15 protein-coding genes and 1 pseudogene are annotated in these 17,216 nt (G+C 72.0%); 7 read left to right on the forward strand and 9 right to left on the reverse strand.

The features are described from left to right. Positions 1-297 precede the first annotated feature (297 nt). Positions 298-909, reverse strand: a complete 612-nt coding sequence (locus ACZ5XZ_RS19000; protein WP_003948568.1) for a response regulator transcription factor — start codon at positions 907-909, stop codon at positions 298-300. 382 nt (positions 910-1,291) lie between these two features. Between ACZ5XZ_RS19000 and ACZ5XZ_RS19005 the strand changes: the two genes are divergently transcribed. Then, positions 1,292-1,624 carry a WhiB family transcriptional regulator gene (locus tag ACZ5XZ_RS19005; RefSeq protein WP_384430026.1) on the forward strand — a complete coding sequence of 111 codons (333 nt, stop codon included), beginning with the start codon at positions 1,292-1,294 and terminating at the stop codon, positions 1,622-1,624. A 107-nt stretch (positions 1,625-1,731) separates the two neighbouring features. Here the strand turns inward: ACZ5XZ_RS19005 and ACZ5XZ_RS19010 are convergent, their stop codons facing one another. Next, positions 1,732-2,658, reverse strand: a complete 927-nt coding sequence (locus ACZ5XZ_RS19010; protein ID WP_468979359.1) for a LysR family transcriptional regulator — start codon at positions 2,656-2,658, stop codon at positions 1,732-1,734. A gap of 178 nt (positions 2,659-2,836) precedes the next feature. On the opposite strand from ACZ5XZ_RS19010, the gene ACZ5XZ_RS19015 reads away from it, so the two are divergent. Beyond that, on the forward strand, positions 2,837-3,502 hold the full coding sequence (locus tag ACZ5XZ_RS19015; protein ID WP_468979361.1) for an MOSC domain-containing protein: 666 nt from the start codon (positions 2,837-2,839) through the stop codon (positions 3,500-3,502). A 217-nt stretch (positions 3,503-3,719) separates the two neighbouring features. On the opposite strand, the pseudogene ACZ5XZ_RS19020 reads toward ACZ5XZ_RS19015, so the two are convergent. Next, positions 3,720-4,917, reverse strand: a pseudogene (locus ACZ5XZ_RS19020) (RNA-guided endonuclease InsQ/TnpB family protein); the annotation flags it as partial. Positions 4,918-5,122: 205 nt separating this feature from the next. On the opposite strand from ACZ5XZ_RS19020, the gene ACZ5XZ_RS19025 reads away from it, so the two are divergent. Next, the gene (locus tag ACZ5XZ_RS19025; protein WP_468979363.1) at positions 5,123-5,896 is read left to right on the forward strand and encodes an SDR family NAD(P)-dependent oxidoreductase; all 774 of its coding nucleotides are present in this window, start codon (positions 5,123-5,125) and stop codon (positions 5,894-5,896) included. Here ACZ5XZ_RS19025 and ACZ5XZ_RS19030 read toward each other — a convergent pair. Beyond that, positions 5,893-7,833, reverse strand: coding sequence for a DUF2264 domain-containing protein (locus tag ACZ5XZ_RS19030; protein WP_468979365.1), 1,941 nt, complete (start codon positions 7,831-7,833; stop codon positions 5,893-5,895). The two genes, ACZ5XZ_RS19025 and ACZ5XZ_RS19030, sit on opposite strands and share 4 nt — an antisense overlap. A gap of 91 nt (positions 7,834-7,924) precedes the next feature. On the opposite strand from ACZ5XZ_RS19030, the gene ACZ5XZ_RS19035 reads away from it, so the two are divergent. Both ACZ5XZ_RS19035 and ACZ5XZ_RS19040 read left to right on the forward strand, forming a co-directional pair. Beyond that, a complete protein-coding gene (locus ACZ5XZ_RS19035; protein ID WP_468979367.1) occupies positions 7,925-8,977 on the forward strand; it encodes a hydroxyacid dehydrogenase in 1,053 nt (350 codons plus the stop codon). Between the two features lie 61 nt (positions 8,978-9,038). After that, positions 9,039-9,731 (forward strand): ester cyclase, encoded by a 693-nt coding sequence (locus tag ACZ5XZ_RS19040; protein ID WP_468979370.1) that lies wholly within the window; start codon positions 9,039-9,041, stop codon positions 9,729-9,731. Between the two features lie 126 nt (positions 9,732-9,857). Here ACZ5XZ_RS19040 and groL read toward each other — a convergent pair whose 3' ends face one another. After that, positions 9,858-11,483 carry a chaperonin GroEL gene (gene groL, locus ACZ5XZ_RS19045; RefSeq protein ID WP_399146742.1) on the reverse strand — a complete coding sequence of 542 codons (1,626 nt, stop codon included), beginning with the start codon at positions 11,481-11,483 and terminating at the stop codon, positions 9,858-9,860. Positions 11,484-11,615: 132 nt separating this feature from the next. Then, a complete protein-coding gene (gene groES / locus ACZ5XZ_RS19050) occupies positions 11,616-11,924 on the reverse strand; it encodes a co-chaperone GroES (protein WP_384429999.1) in 309 nt (102 codons plus the stop codon). A 470-nt stretch (positions 11,925-12,394) separates the two neighbouring features. On the opposite strand from groES, the gene ACZ5XZ_RS19055 reads away from it, so the two are divergent. Both ACZ5XZ_RS19055 and ACZ5XZ_RS19060 read left to right on the forward strand, forming a co-directional pair. Then, the gene (locus tag ACZ5XZ_RS19055) at positions 12,395-13,798 is read left to right on the forward strand and encodes an FtsW/RodA/SpoVE family cell cycle protein (RefSeq protein WP_468979430.1); all 1,404 of its coding nucleotides are present in this window, start codon (positions 12,395-12,397) and stop codon (positions 13,796-13,798) included. A gap of 24 nt (positions 13,799-13,822) precedes the next feature. Further along, on the forward strand, positions 13,823-15,067 hold the full coding sequence (locus ACZ5XZ_RS19060) for a THUMP-like domain-containing protein (RefSeq protein WP_468979373.1): 1,245 nt from the start codon (positions 13,823-13,825) through the stop codon (positions 15,065-15,067). Here ACZ5XZ_RS19060 and ACZ5XZ_RS19065 read toward each other — a convergent pair. From ACZ5XZ_RS19065 to rimI, 3 genes are all read right to left on the reverse strand, one after another. Beyond that, positions 15,051-15,416 carry a hypothetical protein gene (locus ACZ5XZ_RS19065; protein WP_468979374.1) on the reverse strand — a complete coding sequence of 122 codons (366 nt, stop codon included), beginning with the start codon at positions 15,414-15,416 and terminating at the stop codon, positions 15,051-15,053. The genes ACZ5XZ_RS19060 and ACZ5XZ_RS19065 overlap by 17 nt on opposite strands. A 107-nt stretch (positions 15,417-15,523) precedes the next feature. Continuing rightward, positions 15,524-16,666, reverse strand: coding sequence for a tRNA (adenosine(37)-N6)-threonylcarbamoyltransferase complex transferase subunit TsaD (gene tsaD, locus ACZ5XZ_RS19070; RefSeq protein WP_468979376.1), 1,143 nt, complete (start codon positions 16,664-16,666; stop codon positions 15,524-15,526). Positions 16,667-16,671: 5 nt separating this feature from the next. Further along, positions 16,672-17,145 carry a ribosomal protein S18-alanine N-acetyltransferase gene (gene rimI / locus ACZ5XZ_RS19075; protein ID WP_468979433.1) on the reverse strand — a complete coding sequence of 158 codons (474 nt, stop codon included), beginning with the start codon at positions 17,143-17,145 and terminating at the stop codon, positions 16,672-16,674. Positions 17,146-17,216 lie beyond the last annotated feature (71 nt).

The following is a 17,216-nucleotide window of genomic DNA, read 5'->3' on the forward strand; positions in this document are numbered from 1 at the left end:
TTACGAGCCGTCGCGCTAGCGCCCACGTTCCACGCCTCCCCCGTTCGGGTTGTACCCATACCGACCGCGAGCCCTCGCCGGTAGCTTGTCTGCGTGCCGTACGGCGCCGGGCAGGCCTTGTCCGTCATGAGGTCTCTTCTGGCCGAGTGAGAAGCCCCGGCCTCCGCCGGGGAGGAGTCACACCTCCAAGGATGCGGCATCCCGTGAGGTTTCGGCGCCGGGCGTCGACGCGGCGGGGTTACGACGTTCGCTACCCGCTTCCGCGGGCGGGCGCCGTAACCCCGTGTGCACAGCAGGTCAGCGGACCAGTCCCCAGCGGAAGCCGAGCGCGACCGCGTGCGCCCGGTCGGAGGCGCCGAGTTTCTTGAACAGGCGCCGGGCGTGGGTCTTGACCGTGTCCTCCGACAGGAACAGCTCCCGGCCGATCTCGGCGTTCGAGCGGCCGTGGCTCATGCCCTCCAGCACCTGGATCTCGCGGGCGGTGAGCGTCGGGGCGGCACCCATCTCGGCGGACCGCAGCCGGCGCGGGGCGAGCCGCCACGTCGGGTCGGCCAGCGCCTGGGTCACCGTCGCCCGCAGCTCGGCGCGCGAGGCGTCCTTGTGCAGATAGCCGCGGGCGCCGGCGGCGACCGCGAGCGCGACACCGTCGAGATCCTCGGCCACCGTGAGCATGATGATCCGGGCGCCGGGGTCGGCGGACAGCAGCCGGCGCACGGTCTCGACACCGCCGAGACCGGGCATCCGCACGTCCATCAGAATCAAGTCCGAACGATCGGCACCCCAGCGGCGGAGGACTTCCTCGCCGTTGGCCGCGGTCGTCACACGCTCGACGCCGGGTACGGTCGCAACCGCCCGACGGAGCGCCTCTCGGGCAAGCGGGGAGTCGTCGCAGACGAGGACGGAAGTCATGACCGCCCTCCGCAGCTGATGCGCGTCACCTTGAGCCTCCAGGCTGGTACATATCGTCACCTGTGCGATTGACGGCCGCCTCGGACATGTGCCCTAGGGCTACCTCTGCCAATCGCCTCCGCACACTCAACGACGGTCACTCGAAAGAGTTACGGCTTCGGTGACCGAGTTCAGCACGCTCCGTGAGGAGCCGGATACGCAGACGACTCGTCGGGCGGCCCGCATCCGCGCGTGCACCCTATGCCCTATTTGGCTCTCTTTCTTCCATTTTCGCGTTGACTGCGACTAGATTCGCAATGAGTCATATTTACATCTACTTCGATAGTAGATGTACGGTCTTGAGCACCGAGCCCGAATCAGCATCGCTTCGAGGGGACAAGCAATGGCAGATTTCTCCCGCCTCCCGGGCCCGAACGCAGACCTCTGGGACTGGCAGCTGCTGGCCGCCTGCCGTGGCGTGGACAGCTCCCTGTTCTTCCACCCCGAGGGTGAGCGCGGAGCGGCCCGTAGCGCGCGTGAGACATCGGCGAAGGAGGTCTGCATGCGCTGTCCGGTGCGAGCCGAGTGCGCGGCGCACGCACTGGCCGTCCGCGAGCCCTACGGGGTCTGGGGCGGCCTGACGGAGGACGAACGCGAGGAGCTCATGGGCCGGGCCCGCCACCGGCTGATCCCCGCGACCTCCATGACCGGCAACTCGGGCACCTCAGGCGCCTGACCCAGGGAGCGCGACCACTCCCTGAAGAAACGTTCCTTCGCAGCTTCGACTGCGGGGAGCAGAGGTGCGGGCTGCTCTCGCCGCCACTCGGCGCACCCCGTGACCCCTCAGCGCGCGTGACCGCTCCGGCCCGCCGCGTCCGCCAGCTGATCGAGCGTCGCCGCGACGGCGGGGACATGGGCCAGATCCGGCAGCGTGAGCGCGACGATCTCGCGGTGCACGGCCGGCTCCATCCGTATCGCCGTGGCCCCCTTGGGGCGCACCGACTCCAGCGTGAGCTCCGGCAGCGCGGCGACCCCCAGCCCCGCACCCACCAGGCCGATCACGGCCGGATAGTCATCCGTGGCGAAGTCGATGCGCGGGGTGAAGCCCGCACTCTCACAGACCTCGACGAGGTGCCTGCGGCAGCGCGGGCAGCCCGCGATCCACGGCTCGTCCGCCAGCTCCGCGAACCCCGCGGTGCCGGCCTTCGCCAGCCGGTGGCCGTCCGGCACCAGCCCGATCAGCCGGTCCACCAGGATCGGCCGGACCACCAGGTCGTCCCACTCCGCCGCGGCCTCCGGGTCCGCGCCGCGCACTTCCGGGTAGCGGAAGGCCAGCGCGATCTCGCAGTCCCCGTTGCGCAGCATCTCGATCGAGCGCGGCGGCTCGGCCTCGTCCAGCGAGACCCGGGTGCCCGGGTGGGCGGCGCGCATCTTCGCCAGGGCGGTGGGCACCAGCGTCGAGCTGCCCGACGGGAACGACACCAGCCGCACCCGCCCCGCCCGCAAGCCCGCGATGGCCGCGACCTCCTCCTCGGCGGCGGTGAGCCCGGCCAGGATGCCGACGGCGTGCCGTACGAGCGCCGCGCCCGCCTGCGTCAGCCGCATCTCGCGGCCCGCGCGGACCAGCAGCGGGGTGCCGGCGGACTGCTCCAGCGCCTTCATCTGCTGGCTGACGGCCGGCTGGGTGCAGCCCAGCTCGCGCGCGGCGGCGGAGAACGAGCCGGTCCGCGCGACGGCGCGCAGCACACGGAGATGACGGGCCTCGATCACGCTTCGAGCATAAGCGAGTCTTGGGTGGATCGGGGAAAATCAGGATGCCGCTTTTGGGCGGAGTGGCCAGGACGCGCCCCTATGGTCTGTCCTGCCCGGCCGAGGCGGTCTTTGATCAGGGGCGGAGACGCCGGCCGGGCGCTCCGCGATCCATGGCACGGCAACGGCGGAGGACCGTATGAAGCTGCTGACCGTCAATGTGGGGCGGCCCCGGCCGTCCGAGTACACCGACGCCGAGGGCGGCACGGGTATCGACAAGCGGCCCGTGGAGGGCCCGGTGGCGGTCGGCGCCCCCGGCCCCGCGGGCGTCGGGGGCAGCGGGCTGGCCGGCGACGCGGTGGTCAACCTGCGCGATCACGGCGGCGACGACCAGGCCGTGTACGCCTATGCCCGCGAGGACCTGGACCTCTGGCAGCGGGAGCTGGGCCGCGAGCTGACCAACGGCTCCTTCGGCGAGAACCTCACCACCTCGGGCGTCGATGTCACCGGCGCCCGTATCGGCGAGCGCTGGCGCATCGGCCCGCGGGTGCTGCTGGAGGTGAGCTGCCCGCGGATCCCCTGCCGCACGTTCCAGGGGTGGCTCGGCGAGCGCGGCTGGATGAAGCGGTTCACCCGGGCCGCGGTGCCCGGTGCCTACCTCCGGGTGATCGAGCCGGGCGAGATCCGCGCCGGGGACCGCGTCGAGCGGGTGTACCGCCCCGATCACGAGGTGACGATCGAGCTGATGTTCCGGGCACTGACGACCCGGCGGGAGCTGCTGCCGCGGCTGCTGGAGGCCGGGGAGGCGCTTCCGGAGGTGGCGCGGGAGGTGGTGGCGAAGTATCTGGCGCGGCAGGGCGGTTGACCGGGCGGCCGGCGGGGGCCGGTCCGCCCGGTCGCGACGCCGGCGGTCCGGCGCCGGCGGTGCGCGGTGCGGCCGGGCCGGCGGGGCGTCGGCGGGGGTCGGCGCGGACACGCCCTGGGTCTCGGGTGCCGCCGTCCGGGCGGATAGCGTGCCGGTTTGACTCCTCCCCCTCGTGAACGAGGGGGATTCCTAGCTCACGTCGCCTGCGGTCCGGCGGACCAGCAGGTCTTACACGATCAGCACTAGCCGGGTACGAGACCAGCCCGGACGAGCATCACGCGGGCGGAGTTCTTGTCTCTGGGGGAGACGGCTCCGCACGCGGTGCAGGCATACGTTCTCTCGGAAAGAGGTAGTGCGTGCTTGGTTCTCGCTCCGCACTGTGCGCAGTCCATGGTGGTGTGCGCGGGGTGTACCAGGTGCACGGTCCGGCCGTGCTTGCGGCCCATCTCGACCAGGACCTTCTTGGCGGCGCTGATGGCAGCGTCTGCGGCCTTGCGAGCCATCGATGTCCTGGCGAGGAACTTCGGGCGGAAATCCTCGACCGCGATGGCGTCGTGGTCCCGCACGACGCGCTTGGCCCACTTGCGGCCGGTGTCCTGCCGCTGGTTCGCGATCTTCTTGTACAGCTTGGCTGTCTGCCGCTTCGCCTCGCGGTAGCCCCTCGAACCGGCGTGGCCCTTCGCCGGGCGGCGCCGGGCCATCTTCCGCTGATAGCGCGCGAGTCTCTGCGCGGCGGTCTTCCCGTGCTGGGCGTGCGGAAGGTCGTGGTCGTCGCTGGTGGTGGTCGCGGTCTCCTTGACGCCCCAGTCGATTCCGATCACGCGCCCCGTTTCGGGAAGCTGTTCGGTCATGGTGGCCACGACGAACGACGCCCACCAGTGCCCCACAGCATCGCGGTACACGCGCACGCTGGACGGCGCCTGGGGAAGGTCCCGCGACCACACCGGGCGTACGACGATCCCGCCCGCCAGGTGAAGACGGCCGTCCCTCAACCGGAACCCGCGCTTGGTGTATTCGAGGGTCGGCAGTGCTTCGCGCTTCTTCTTGTACTTCGGCATCCCGGCCCGCTGCCGCATCGGCAGTCGGTTCTTGATGTCCTTGAGTGCCTTGGCGCGGGACTTGCCGAAGTCGCGTATCAACTGCTGCTGCGGCACGCACGCGCCCGCAGCCAGCCACGGCGTCCGCTTGCGAGCCTCGGTTAGCATCGCCGCAAGCTGCACCGGACCACGCGTCGCTTTCTCGCCGGTCTCCCGGTTGTACACGTGTACGGCCTTGGACTTGGCGACGCACTCATTCCAGACCCAGCGCAAGCGGTCCCACTCGGCCTCAAGCTGACGCCGGGCCGACATCGACAGACGCACACGGAAGGTGTACCGGGCATGCCCGGTCGCCTCCGTGATCGCTTCTGCCGTCATACCCCTGAACCTACCTGGGAGGACTGACATTGAGAGCCGCCGACCTTTGGGGGCTGCCTCACCTCGTCCCCGGGTGGGCGCCGATCCGCCCTGACGGCGAATCGGCTTTCCCTGCCCCGCTCACGCGGGAGCTTCGTTTCTCCCCCGCAAGCGGGAGGTACCCCCTCCCCCGGCTGAAGCCGGGGATATCCACGAAGGAGACCCGATGACGACTGCATTGATCACGGGAGCGACGGCGGGCATCGGGGCGGCGTTCGCCCGGCGGCTCGCCGGCGACGGCCACAGCGTGGTGCTGGTGGCGCGCGACGAGAAGCGACTGCACGAGCAGGCCACCGAGTTGCACGACCGGCACGGCATCGAGGCGGAGGCGCTGAGCGCCGACCTGTCCACCGAGGACGGCATCGCCGCGGTCGAGGCGCGCCTGTCGGACACCAGGCACCCGGTCGATCTGCTGGTGAACAACGCCGGCTTCGGCAACAAGGGCGAGTATCTCGAAGTGCCGCTGGCCGACGAACTGACGATGCTGAAGGTGCACTGCGAGGCGGTGCTGCGGCTGACCACGACCGCGGTGCGCGGCATGCGGGAGCGGCGCCGTGGCGCGGTGGTCAATGTGGCGTCGGTGGCGGCGTTCGTGCCGCGCGGCACCTACGGCGCGAGCAAGGCGTGGGTCGTGCAGTTCACCCAGGGCGCGGCGCGGGACCTGTCGGGCAGCGGGGTGCGGCTGATGGCGCTGTGCCCGGGCTTCGTACGCACCGAGTTCCACCAGCGGGCGGGGATGGGCACGGACAACATCCCCGGATGGATGTGGCTGGACGCGGACAAGCTGGTGGACGCGGCGATGAAGGACCTGATGCGGGGCAAGTCGCTGTCCATCCCCGACCCGCGGTACAAGGCGCTGACCGGGGCGCTGAAGCTGGTGCCCCGCGCGGTGCTGGGCGGGGTCGCGTCCCGCACCGGGCGCAAGTACGGGCCCCGTTAGCCAGGACGCCGCCGCGCCGCCCGGTCCGGTGCGCGCCCTTCGGCGGGCGGGGGCAGGACCAGGTGGCTGGTGGTGCCGTCGTCGTGCCACGTGAGGTGGAGGACGTGGCGGGCGTGACGGCCGCCGTGGCGGGTGAGGCGTGTGGTGGCCAGGGTGTGGACGGGGGCGGGCGCCGGGTCCCCGGTGAGGGAGGCCAGGGCGACGAAGAGCGTCCCCTCGGCGTCCGGGCCGACGGTGCCCTCCAGGACGGCGGTTTCGGTACGGGGGCCGAAGAGGGTGCTGCCCGTAGGGGTGGGGCGGGCGCGCGGGGTGTCGTAGCCGTGCACGGGGTGGAGTTGGGCGGTCGGGCCGCCGGGGGTGGCGGCCCAGCCCGTCTGGCGTACGGGCGTGCCGGGGGCGGCGCCGGTGACCAGGTGGGCGCGGAGTTCGGCGCGGCCGTGGGCGACGGTGGCGGACAGCACCCGGATGCCGGCCGGCTCGGTGCCGTCGGCGTGGCGCGGGGTGTGGGTGGACGCGGTCCAGTCGGGGCCGTGGCCGCACGGTGCGGCCGGGCCCCGCGTGGTGGGGCGGCCGTCGATGAGCAGGGCGAAGTGGTTGTCCGGCAGGGCGGCTTCGTCGCTGGTGGGGCCGGTGCGGGTGGAGTAGGCGAAGCGGGCGTAGTACGGGTCGGGGGCGCCGGGCGTTGCGTTGCTGCCGTGGTTGTGGACGCGGACCAGGCCGTCGGACGCGGTCGAGTGCAGCAGCAGGCCCGTACCGCCCAACGGCCTGACGGTGTCCACCGCTTCGGCGGGCAGCGGGGCCTCCCGAGCGGTCCAGGCGGGGTGGTCCGGGGGGAGCAGCAGGCCGAGGAAGCCCTTGGTCGCCCAGTAGGGCGAGCCCGGGCCCGAGTACCTCTGGAGCATCGGCGCGTAGGGCCCGTACCACCCGAGCGGCAGCAGGCCGTCGGCGCCGACGGCACCGCGGTCCAGGAAGTGGCGCAGGGCCCCGGAGGCGAGGCGGCGGACGGCGCCCGGGGCAAGCGGGGTGTGGCCGGTGAGGGCGCCCAGCCAGGGGGCGGCGGTGGCGGCGAAGCGGTAGGTGAGCGAGCGGCCGAAGGGCAGCGGCGCGCCGTTGGTGTCGAAGAGGCGGGTGTAGTCGTCCAGTTGGGCGCGCAGGCGGTCGCCGTAGGCGGCCAGGAGCGTGCGGTCGGCGCCGAGGTGGGCGTGCAGGACGGGGTAGAAGTGCAGCGCCCAGGCGTTGTAGTGGTCAAAGGCGCGGTTGTCGCCGTCGGAGTACCAGCCGTCGCCGCGGTACCAGTCCTCGATGCGGGCCAGTGCGCGGTCGACGGCGGCCCGGGCGCGTACGGTCTCGATGCCCGCGTCGCACAGGAAGCCCCCGACGGTGAGGCCGAAGAGCCACCAGTTGTTGTCGACCGGGGACGGGCCGAGGGCGGGCAGCAGCCAGTCGACGACGCGGGCGCGGACCGCGTCGTCGAGGGTGTCCCACAGCCACGGGCGGGTCACGCGCAGGCCGAGCGCGAGGGAGGCCGCCTCGACCCGGGCCTGGCGGACGGCGTCGATACGGGGCCAGGAGTCGGGGTCGGCGGATGTCGACTCCCGGTCGCCGGTGGGGTTCCGGGTGCCGGCGGCCAGGCCTTCGGCGTAACGGGCGAGGTGGGCGTGCGGATCGCGGCCGCCGCTGCCGGCGACGGTGAACGCGGCGAGCAGGAAGGTACGGGCGAAGCCTTCGAGGCCGTCCGAGCGGGGGCCGGAGGAACTGGGGCGGCCGCCGGGGAGGGCGATCAGGCCGAGGCCCGGGGAGGCGTAGGGGCGGGTGGCGCACAGCAGGCCGTCGGCCACCGCCTCCCAGTGGACGCGGGTCCAGCCGGTGTACGGGCTGCGGCGACGGTCCTCGGGCGGCAGCGGGAAGGGGAGGGAGCGGGGGTGACGCGCAGACATGGGTTCCCCTCTGACGGAGGATGACGGCCGGCCGCCGGGGCATCCTTCGGGTACGGCCGACCGGGCGTCAAGGGAGCACGAAGGAGAACACATGACCACGCCACCCCCCGCCGGGACGGCCGAGCGCACGGCGAGGCGCCCGAACGTGCTGCTGTCGATGGGCCCCGGTATCGCCGAGCGGCTCCTCGACGCCCGCCACCACGCCCGCCTCGCGGCCCTCGCCCAGACCGACTCCCGCCTCGTCGCCCACGAGTTGGCCGACCCCTCGCCCGCCGTCGCCGCCGCCCTCGCCGACGCCGAGCTGCTGCTCACCTGCTGGGGGGCGCCGCCCCTGACCGAGCGCGTGCTGGCCGCCGCACCGCGGCTGCGGGCCGTCGTGCACGCCGCCGGTTCGGTCAAGCACCACATCACCGACGCGTGCTGGCAGCGCGGTATCGCCGTCGCCTCGGCGGCCGCCGTCAACGCGCTGCCGGTCGCCGAGTTCACCCTCGCCGCGATCCTCTTCGCCAACAAGCGGGTGCTGCACGCCGCCCACCGCTACCGCGCCCTGCGCGCCCCGCACGACTGGCAGCACGAGCTGTCCGGCGACGGCAACTACCACCGCACCGTCGGCGTCGTCGGCGCCTCCCGCATCGGCCGCCGCCTCATCGAGCTGCTGCGCCCGTTCGACCTGCGCGTCCTGCTGTACGACCCGTACGTCGACGCCGCCGAGGCCGCCCGGCTGGGGGTGGCGCCGGTCCCCCTCGACACGCTCTGCGCCGACAGCTCCATCGTCACCGTGCACGCCCCGGAGCTGCCCGCAACCCGACACCTGCTCGGCGCCCGCGAGCTGGCGCTGATGCCGGACGGCGCCACCCTGATCAACACCGCCCGCGGCTCCCTCGTCGACGAAGCGGCCCTGCTCGCCGAGCTGGCGACCGGCCGGCTGCACGCGGTCCTGGACGTCACCGACCCCGAACTCCCGCCGCCCGACTCCCCGTTGTACGACCTGCCGAACGTCCTGCTCACCCCGCACATCGCCGGTTCCCTGGGCGGCGAACTGCACCGCCTGGCCGATCGGGCGCTGGACGAGGTGGCGCGGTTCGCGGCCGGCCGGCCGTTCGCGGACCCGGTGCACCCGGCGGCCCGGGACCGTTCGGCCTGACCGCACGATACTGGGCATTCCTCACTAAAATGGACGCGTCCCACCCACCCCGGGAGGCGCCATGAAATTCGTACAGATAATCGATTACCGGACCGAGCGGCCCGACGGCATGAACGAACTCATGGACAAGTGGGTCGAGCAGACCAAGGGCAGGCGGACCGCCACCCACAGCGTCGTCGGCAAGGACCGGTCCGACGCCTCCCACTACGTCGAGATCGTCGAATTCCCCTCGCACGAAGAGGCGGTGAAGAACTCCCACCTCCCGGAGACCGACCGGATCTTCCAGGAGATGGTGGCGCTCTGCGACGGGATGCCGTCCTTCACCGATCTCGACGTCGTCCGGGACGAGCAGTTGAACACCGCAACCGCCCGCCGGTTCTTCCACGAGATCGCCGCCGGGGGCAACCTCGGCGCCGTCGACGAGGTGTTCGCGTCCGACTACCGGGACCACGACGTCATCAAAGAGGACGAGACCGTGATCGGGTCCGACGCGCTGCAGCGCGACATCACCGGATGGCGCGCCGCCTTCGACTTCACGTTCGACCTGGAATCCCAGATCGCCCAGGGCGACGACGTCGTGACCCGGTGGACCTGGTACGGGACGCACAAGGGCCCGTTCATGGACGTCCAGCCGACCGGCCGGAAGTGCACCATGACCGGCACCACGACCTTCCGGTTCCACGACGGAATGATCCAGGAAGGCTGGTGGCACTACGACGTCCTGGGCCTGATGCGGCAGCTCGGCGCGCTCTGACCGGGGCGTGCCGGCCGCGCGGCTCCCGGCAGCACGCGAGAAGGCTCCCGTTCCCACCGCTCACGAGCGGGAACAGGAGCCTTCCACCGGCTACCGCCGGCGCTCAGCCGGCTGCGCGGCTATGCGTCAGTGCGCGTGCCCGTGACCGTGACCGGCCTCGGCCGACTCCTCCTCGGCCGGCTTCTCGACGACCAGGGTCTCGGTCGTGAGCAGCAGGGAGGCGATCGACGCGGCGTTCTCCAGGGCGGAGCGGGTGACCTTGACCGGGTCGATGACGCCGGCCTTGACCAGGTCGCCGTACTCGCCGGTGGCGGCGTTGAAGCCCTGGCCCTTGTCCTGCTCGGCGACCTTCGCGGTGATGACGTAGCCCTCGAGGCCGGCGTTCTCCGCGATCCAGCGCAGCGGCTCGACGACCGCGCGGCGGACGACGGCGACGCCGGTGGCCTCGTCGCCCTCCTTGCCGAGGTTGCCCTCCAGCACCTTGGCGGCGTGCACCAGGGCGGAGCCACCACCGGAGACGATGCCCTCCTCGACCGCGGCGCGGGTCGCGGAGATGGCGTCCTCCAGACGGTGCTTCTTCTCCTTGAGCTCGACCTCGGTGGCCGCACCCACGCGGATGACGCAGACGCCACCGGCGAGCTTGGCGAGGCGCTCCTGGAGCTTCTCGCGGTCCCAGTCGGAGTCGGTGGTCTCGATCTCGCCCTTGATCTGGGCGACGCGACCGGCGACGTCCTCGGCGTTGCCGCCGCCGTCGACGATGGTGGTGTCGTCCTTGGTGACGGTCACGCGGCGGGCGGAGCCCAGCACGTCCAGACCGGCCTGGTCGAGCTTGAGGCCGACCTCCTCGGCGATGACGGTGGCACCGGTGAGGGTGGCCATGTCGCCGAGCATCGCCTTGCGGCGGTCACCGAAGCCGGGGGCCTTGACGGCCACCGCGTTGAAGGTGCCACGGATCTTGTTGACGACCAGGGTCGACAGGGCCTCGCCCTCGACGTCCTCGGCGATGATCAGCAGCGGCTTGGAGCCACCCGCCTGGATGACCTTCTCCAGCAGCGGCAGCAGGTCCTGGATCGAGGCGATCTTGCCCTGGTGGATCAGGATGTACGGGTCCTCGAGGACGGCCTCCATACGCTCCTGGTCGGTGACCATGTACGGCGAGAGGTAGCCCTTGTCGAAGGCCATGCCCTCGGTGAAGTCCAGCTCCAGACCGAAGGTGTTGGACTCCTCGACGGTGATCACACCGTCCTTGCCGACCTTGTCCATCGCCTCGGCGATGAGCTCGCCGACCTGCTTGTCCTGCGCGGACAGGCCGGCGACGGCGGCGATGTCGGCCTTGTCGTCGATCGGGCGGGCGGTCGCGAGGAGCTCCTCGGACACGGCCTGCACGGCGGCGTCGATGCCCTTCTTCAGGGCGGCCGGGGAAGCGCCCGCGGCGACGTTGCGCAGGCCCTCGCGGACCAGCGCCTGGGCCAGCACGGTGGCGGTGGTGGTGCCGTCACCCGCGATGTCGTTGGTCTTGGTCGCCACCTCCTTGACGAGCTGGGCGCCCAGGTTCTCGTACGGGTCGTCGACCTCGACCTCACGGGCGATGGTGACACCGTCGTTGGTGATGGTGGGGGCACCGAACTTCTTGTCGATGACGACGTTGCGGCCCTTCGGACCGATCGTCACCTTCACCGTGTCGGCAAGCTTGTTCACGCCGCGCTCAAGGGCGCGACGGGCGTCCTCGTCGAACTTCAGGATCTTCGCCATGGGGTGCTTCAAGTCCTCTCATTGCGATCCTCGGCACGCAGTGGGGACCGCTGGGTCAAACGAACTGCGCCCCTGCCCCGGGTTGTTTAGACGCGGGAACCAGGGGCGCAGATCACGGCAAATCTGGGTGACTTACTTCTCGACGATCGCGAGCACGTCGCGGGCCGAGAGAACGAGGTACTCCTCGTTGTTGTACTTCACCTCGGTGCCGCCGTACTTGCTGTAGAGAACGACGTCACCAACGGTGACGTCGAGCTCGACGCGCTTGCCGTCCTCGATGCGGCCCGGGCCCACGGCCAGGACGACGCCCTCCTGGGGCTTCTCCTTGGCGGTGTCCGGAATGACCAGGCCCGAGGCCGTGGTCTGCTCGGCGTCGAGCGGCTGGACCACGATGCGGTCCTCAAGCGGCTTGATGGCAACCTTGGAGCTGGCGGTCGTCACGATCCGACCTCCCCCTTCGGAGATCTCACGGGGTTAACTGTCTGAGGTGGCGACCAGGTGGATCCGTCGTCGCGGGTGCCGGACCTGCCCGTCGCTGTGTGTTTGGCACTCCCCACTGGAGAGTGCCAACGCCGAGACTATGACGCGGTTAGCACTCGGTCAAGCGGAGTGCCAGCGCGCCGGGGGCGGGTTCCGCGACGCCGGTTGACCGCGACGCGGCCAACGGGTCCGTCGCCGGGGCGGGTTCCCTGCCAAATCGGACACACCTTCCCGTTTCTTGGCAACCACCCCCCGGGCCACCTCGTCTACTTCCCCGACTGCCGGGCCTGCGAACCGGGCCCGGACGCGCCGTGTGGATCAGCCCGGACCGGGTCCGCAGGCCCTGACCATCGAAGGCGGAGGAACCCGTGCGTGGACTGACCAGCGCTCCCCGGCCGGCCGGGGAGCCGGAGAGCGACGCCGAGCGCACCATGACGTTCGCCGCGCTGCAACGGGCACCGGACCGCCGCAGGACCGAGGCCTGGCTGCTCGCCCTCGTCGTCCTGACCGCCGTCTTCGGCTACGCCTACACCGGTCTGTCGATGACCGGCCGGCTGCCCGGCGGCCTGGCCGGCTTCGCCGTCAGCATGCTCTTCGTGGCGCTGGTGCCGCATCTGGTCCTGCGCCGCTTCGCCCCGCGCGCCGATCCGCTGATCCTGCCGCTGGCGACCCTGCTGACCGGGATCGGCCTGGTCCTGCTGCACCGGCTGGACGTCACCTACGCGCAGACCCCGCGTCTGAAGATCGCCGAGGCGGCGAGCGGCCAACTGGTGTGGACGGTGATCGGGGTGTCGGTCTGCATCGCCATCCTGCTGGTGCTGCGCGACCACCGCATTCTGCAGCGCTACATCTATCTGACGATGGCGGTCGCCCTGGTGCTGCTGATGGCGCCGGCCTTCTTCGGCGCCGACATGTACGGCGCCAAGCGCTGGATCCTGCTCGGGCCGCTGTCGCTGCAGCCCGGCGAGTTCGTGAAGATCATGATCTCGGTGTTCTTCGCCGGCTACCTCACCGTCAACCGCGATGCGCTGGCGCTGACCGGACGCCGCGTCATGGGCGTCCAGCTGCCCCCGGGACGGCAGCTCGGGCCGATCTTCACGATCTGGGTGATCAGCCTGCTGGTGCTGGTCTTCGAACGGGACCTGGGCACCTCGCTGATCTTCTTCGGCGTCTTCGTGATCATGCTCTACATGGCCACCGGGCGCGCCGGATGGGTGCTGTGCGGCCTGCTGATGGCCACGGTCGGCGCGGCCGTCGTCGGCTCCCTGGAGCCGCACGTCCACGGCCGCGTCACGGCCTGGCTGGACCCCATGCGGGCCTTCACCAAGGAAGGCCGTGCGGAGGGCATGTCCGACCAGCTCGGCCAGGCGCTGTTCAGCTTCGGCAGCGGCGGCATCGGCGGCACCGGCCTGGGCCAGGGCCACCCCGAGCTGGTCGGCTTCGCGGGCAACAGCGACTTCATCCTCACCACCGTCGGCGAGGAGCTGGGCCTGGCCGGGGTGATGGCGGTGCTGATGCTGTACGTGCTGCTCGCGCAGCGCGGGCTGCGGGTGGGGCTGACCGCCCGCGACCCGTTCGGCAAGCTGCTCGCGGTAGGGCTCGCCGGGGCGCTGCTGCTCCAGGTCTTCGTCGTCTCCGGCGGCGTCACCGGCCTGATCCCGCTGACCGGCAAGGCCCTGCCGTTCCTGGCCAAGGGCGGCTCGTCACTGGTCGCGAACTGGGTGATGGTGGCGCTGCTGCTGCGGATCAGCGACCATGCGCAGCGCCGCCGCGAGCCGGAGGGCGCCGGCCGCGACCGTCCGCGCCGGCGCGGACGCGGCCGCCGGGCGACGTAGGGGCCGCGCCCCGCCTGGACCACAATGGTGCAGGTGACCGACCTCGACACCTTCTCCGCGCTGCTGGCCCCCGAGGGGCAGGCACTGCTGGCCGAACTGCGCGACTTCGACCCGGCGGACGAACTGGCGGCCGCGACCCGGCTGCGCCGCGACCACCCCGCGCCGCTGGTCTCCGCCGCGCTCGGCCAGGCCCGGCTGCGGCAGCGCGCGGCGGCCAAGTTCGGGGCGGACGCGTGGCTGATGTACTTCACGCCCCACGGCGTCGAGCAGTCCACCCGTACCGTGGTCGCCGCCCACCGCGCCGCCCGGCTCGCCGCGCTGGGCGTCCGTTCGCTGGCCGACCTGTGCTGCGGCATCGGCGGCGACGCGCTCGCGCTGGCGCGCGCCGGGATCCGCGTACTGGCCGTCGACCGCGACCCGCTGGCCTGTGCGGCGGCGAAGGCGAACGCCGAGGCGCTGGGGCTCGCGGAGCTGATCGAGGTGCGCTGCGCGGAGGTGGCGGAGGTGGACACCGCCGGATACGACGCGGTGTTCGTGGATCCGGCGCGGCGTGGCAAGGTCCGCGGCGCGAGGATCTTCGATCCGGAGGCGTACTCGCCGCCGCTGTCCTGGGCCGTCGAGGCGGCCCGTACGGCCCCGTTCGCGGCGCTGAAGATCGCGCCGGGGGTGCCGCACGACGTGCTTCCCGAGGACGCCGAGACGGAGTGGATCTCCGACGGGGGCGAGGTGAAGGAGGCGGTGCTGTGGTTCGCCACGTCGTCCCCCGGCGGCGCCCCCGCCCCGACGCCCGGCGGCCGCCGCGCCACCCTGCTGCCGGCCGGCGACTCGCTGCTGGGCGCCGGCCTGCCGGACCCCGAGCCGGGGCCGGTCGGGGACTGGCTCTACGAGCCGGACGGCGCGGTCATCCGCGCCCACCTCGTGGCCGATGTCGCCGCACAGGTCGGCGGGCGGCTGATCGACCCGACGATCGCGTACATCACCGCGGACCGGCTGACGGCCACCCCGTACGCGACCGCCTATGCGCTCACCGACGTACTGCCGTTCAACGTCAAGAAGCTCAGGGCGCTGCTGCGCGAGCGGGGCGTCGGCACCGCGGTGATCAAGAAGCGCGGCTCGGCGGTCGAGCCCGAGGAGCTGCGCCGGAAGCTGAAGCTGGGCGGCGGCGGCAACTCCTGCACGATCTTCCTCACCCGGGTCGCCGGCGCCCCCACCATGCTGCTGGGGCACCCCGCGCACGCGCCCGGGTCGTCACTCACGCCAGGTCGGTGAGGTCCTCGGCGTAGATCTGGGAGAGCGGCTGCGGGCCGACGTACTGCTGGCAGGTGCACTGGCCGGCTTCGTACTGGACCGGCTTGTGGTCGGCGTCCCAGGCCACCGCGACCTCCACCCGCTCATGGCACTTGCCCTTCTTGTCGTGCTTGGCGAGGTGGTGGGTGCAGCCGCACACCGGCTCCGGCGGCTTCTGGGCGGCCGCCAGTTCCTGACGTTCCTGCCGCGCGGTCTCCAGGCGCTCCATCTTGCGCTCGTGGCGGGTGCGCATAGCCGTACGGGCGGTGTCGGCGACCTTCGCGAAGCCGCCCGCCATGAAGAAGATGAAGACCCACCAGAACCAGTCCACAGCCTGCCGCCTCCCCACGCGCGCGCCCGGTGCCGCTCCAGGGTAAGACCTCGGGGCGGACGCGGGGCCGGGGGAGGCGGCGGTTGTCACCGATCCTCAGAAGTTGCTCACGGGTAGAGGTTCTGCCTGCTCGTCTCGTGGACGTGATCATGGCTGTGACCGTGGCTGTGACCGTGGTCGTGCTCGTCCTCGGCCGGCCGCCCCGGCACATGCGGTTCGGTGACCGGGAGCGAGGAGTCCGCGGACAGGTCCCAGTGCGAGGCCGCCCGGCCGCGCGCCACCATCTCCGCGCCCAGGGCGGCGACCATCGCGCCGTTGTCGGTGCACAGCTTGGGCCGCGGCACCCGCAGGGTGATACCGGCGTCCTCGCAGCGGCGCTGGGCCATCGCCCGCAGCCGGGAGTTGGCCGCGACCCCGCCGCCGATCATCAGGTGGTCCACGCCGTTGTCCTTGCAGGCCCGTACGGCCTTGCGGGTCAGGACGTCGACCACCGCCTCCTGGAAGGACGCCGAGACGTCCGCCACCGGCACCTCCTCGCCGGCCGCCCGCTTGGCCTCGATCCAGCGGGCCACGGCCGTCTTCAGGCCGGAGAAGGAGAAGTCGTAGAGCGGGTCGCGGGGGCCGGTCAGACCGCGCGGGAAGCGGATCGCCTCGGGGTCGCCCTCGCGGGCGTAGCGGTCGATGACCGGGCCGCCCGGGAAGCCGAGGTTCAGCACCCGCGCGACCTTGTCGAAGGCCTCGCCCGCCGCGTCGTCGATCGTCGAACCCAGCGGCCGGACGTCGGAGGTGATGTCGGGGGCGAGCAGGAGGGAGGAGTGGCCGCCGGAGACCAGCAGGGCCATCGTCGGCTCCGGCAGCGGACCGTGTTCGAGCTGGTCGACGCAGATGTGCGAGGCGAGGTGGTTGACGCCGTAGAGCGGCTTGCCGAGCGCGTAGGCGTACGCCTTGGCGGCCGAGACGCCGACCAGCAGCGCACCGGCCAGGCCCGGTCCGGCGGTGACCGCGATGCCGTCCAGATCGCTCGCCGCGACCCCGGCCTCCTTCAGCGCCCGCTGGATGGTGGGCACCATCGCCTCCAGGTGGGCCCGGGAGGCGACCTCCGGCACCACTCCGCCGAAGCGCGCGTGCTCGTCGACGCTGGAGGCGACCGCGTCGGCCAGCAGGGTGTGGCCGCGGACGATGCCGACACCGGTCTCGTCGCAGGAGGTCTCGATGCCGAGGACGAGCGGTCCGCCGCGTGAGTCAGCCATGATTCTCAAGTTCCTTGTACGGAGGGTGCTTCGGAGGAGGTCTGGGTGGTACGGCGCATCACCAGGGCGTCGACGTTGCCGGGCTGGTAGTAGCCGCGGCGGAAGCCGATCGGCTCGAAGCCGAAGCGCTCGTAGAGGCGCTGGGCGCGGAGGTTGTCGACCCGCACCTCCAGCAGCACCTCATGGCACTCGAAGTCGGTCGCGGCGCCGAGGAGTTCGGTCAGCAGCCGGGCGCCGAGGCCGGTGCCCCACTGGTCGCGGGCGGTGGCGATGGTCTGGACGTCGCCGGTGCCGTCGATGGCGGCGAGCCCCGCGTAGCCCACGAGCCGTCCTGCCAGCTCGGCGACGAGGTAGCGGCGGGTGGCGAAATCCCCGCGGGCGTGGGCCAGCTCCGACCAGAACATGCCGGCCGACCAGGCGTCCTCGGGGAAGAGCTCGCGCTCCAGCTCCAGCACCGGCGCTATGTCCCACCAGCGCATCTCGCGCAGCGCAGCGGATCGAGAGGTGCCGTCGCGCAGCGGCGCCGTTGAGGGGCGGTGGTCGGGCGACG

It is taken from the genome of Streptomyces sp. NPDC033270 (assembly GCF_055576575.1).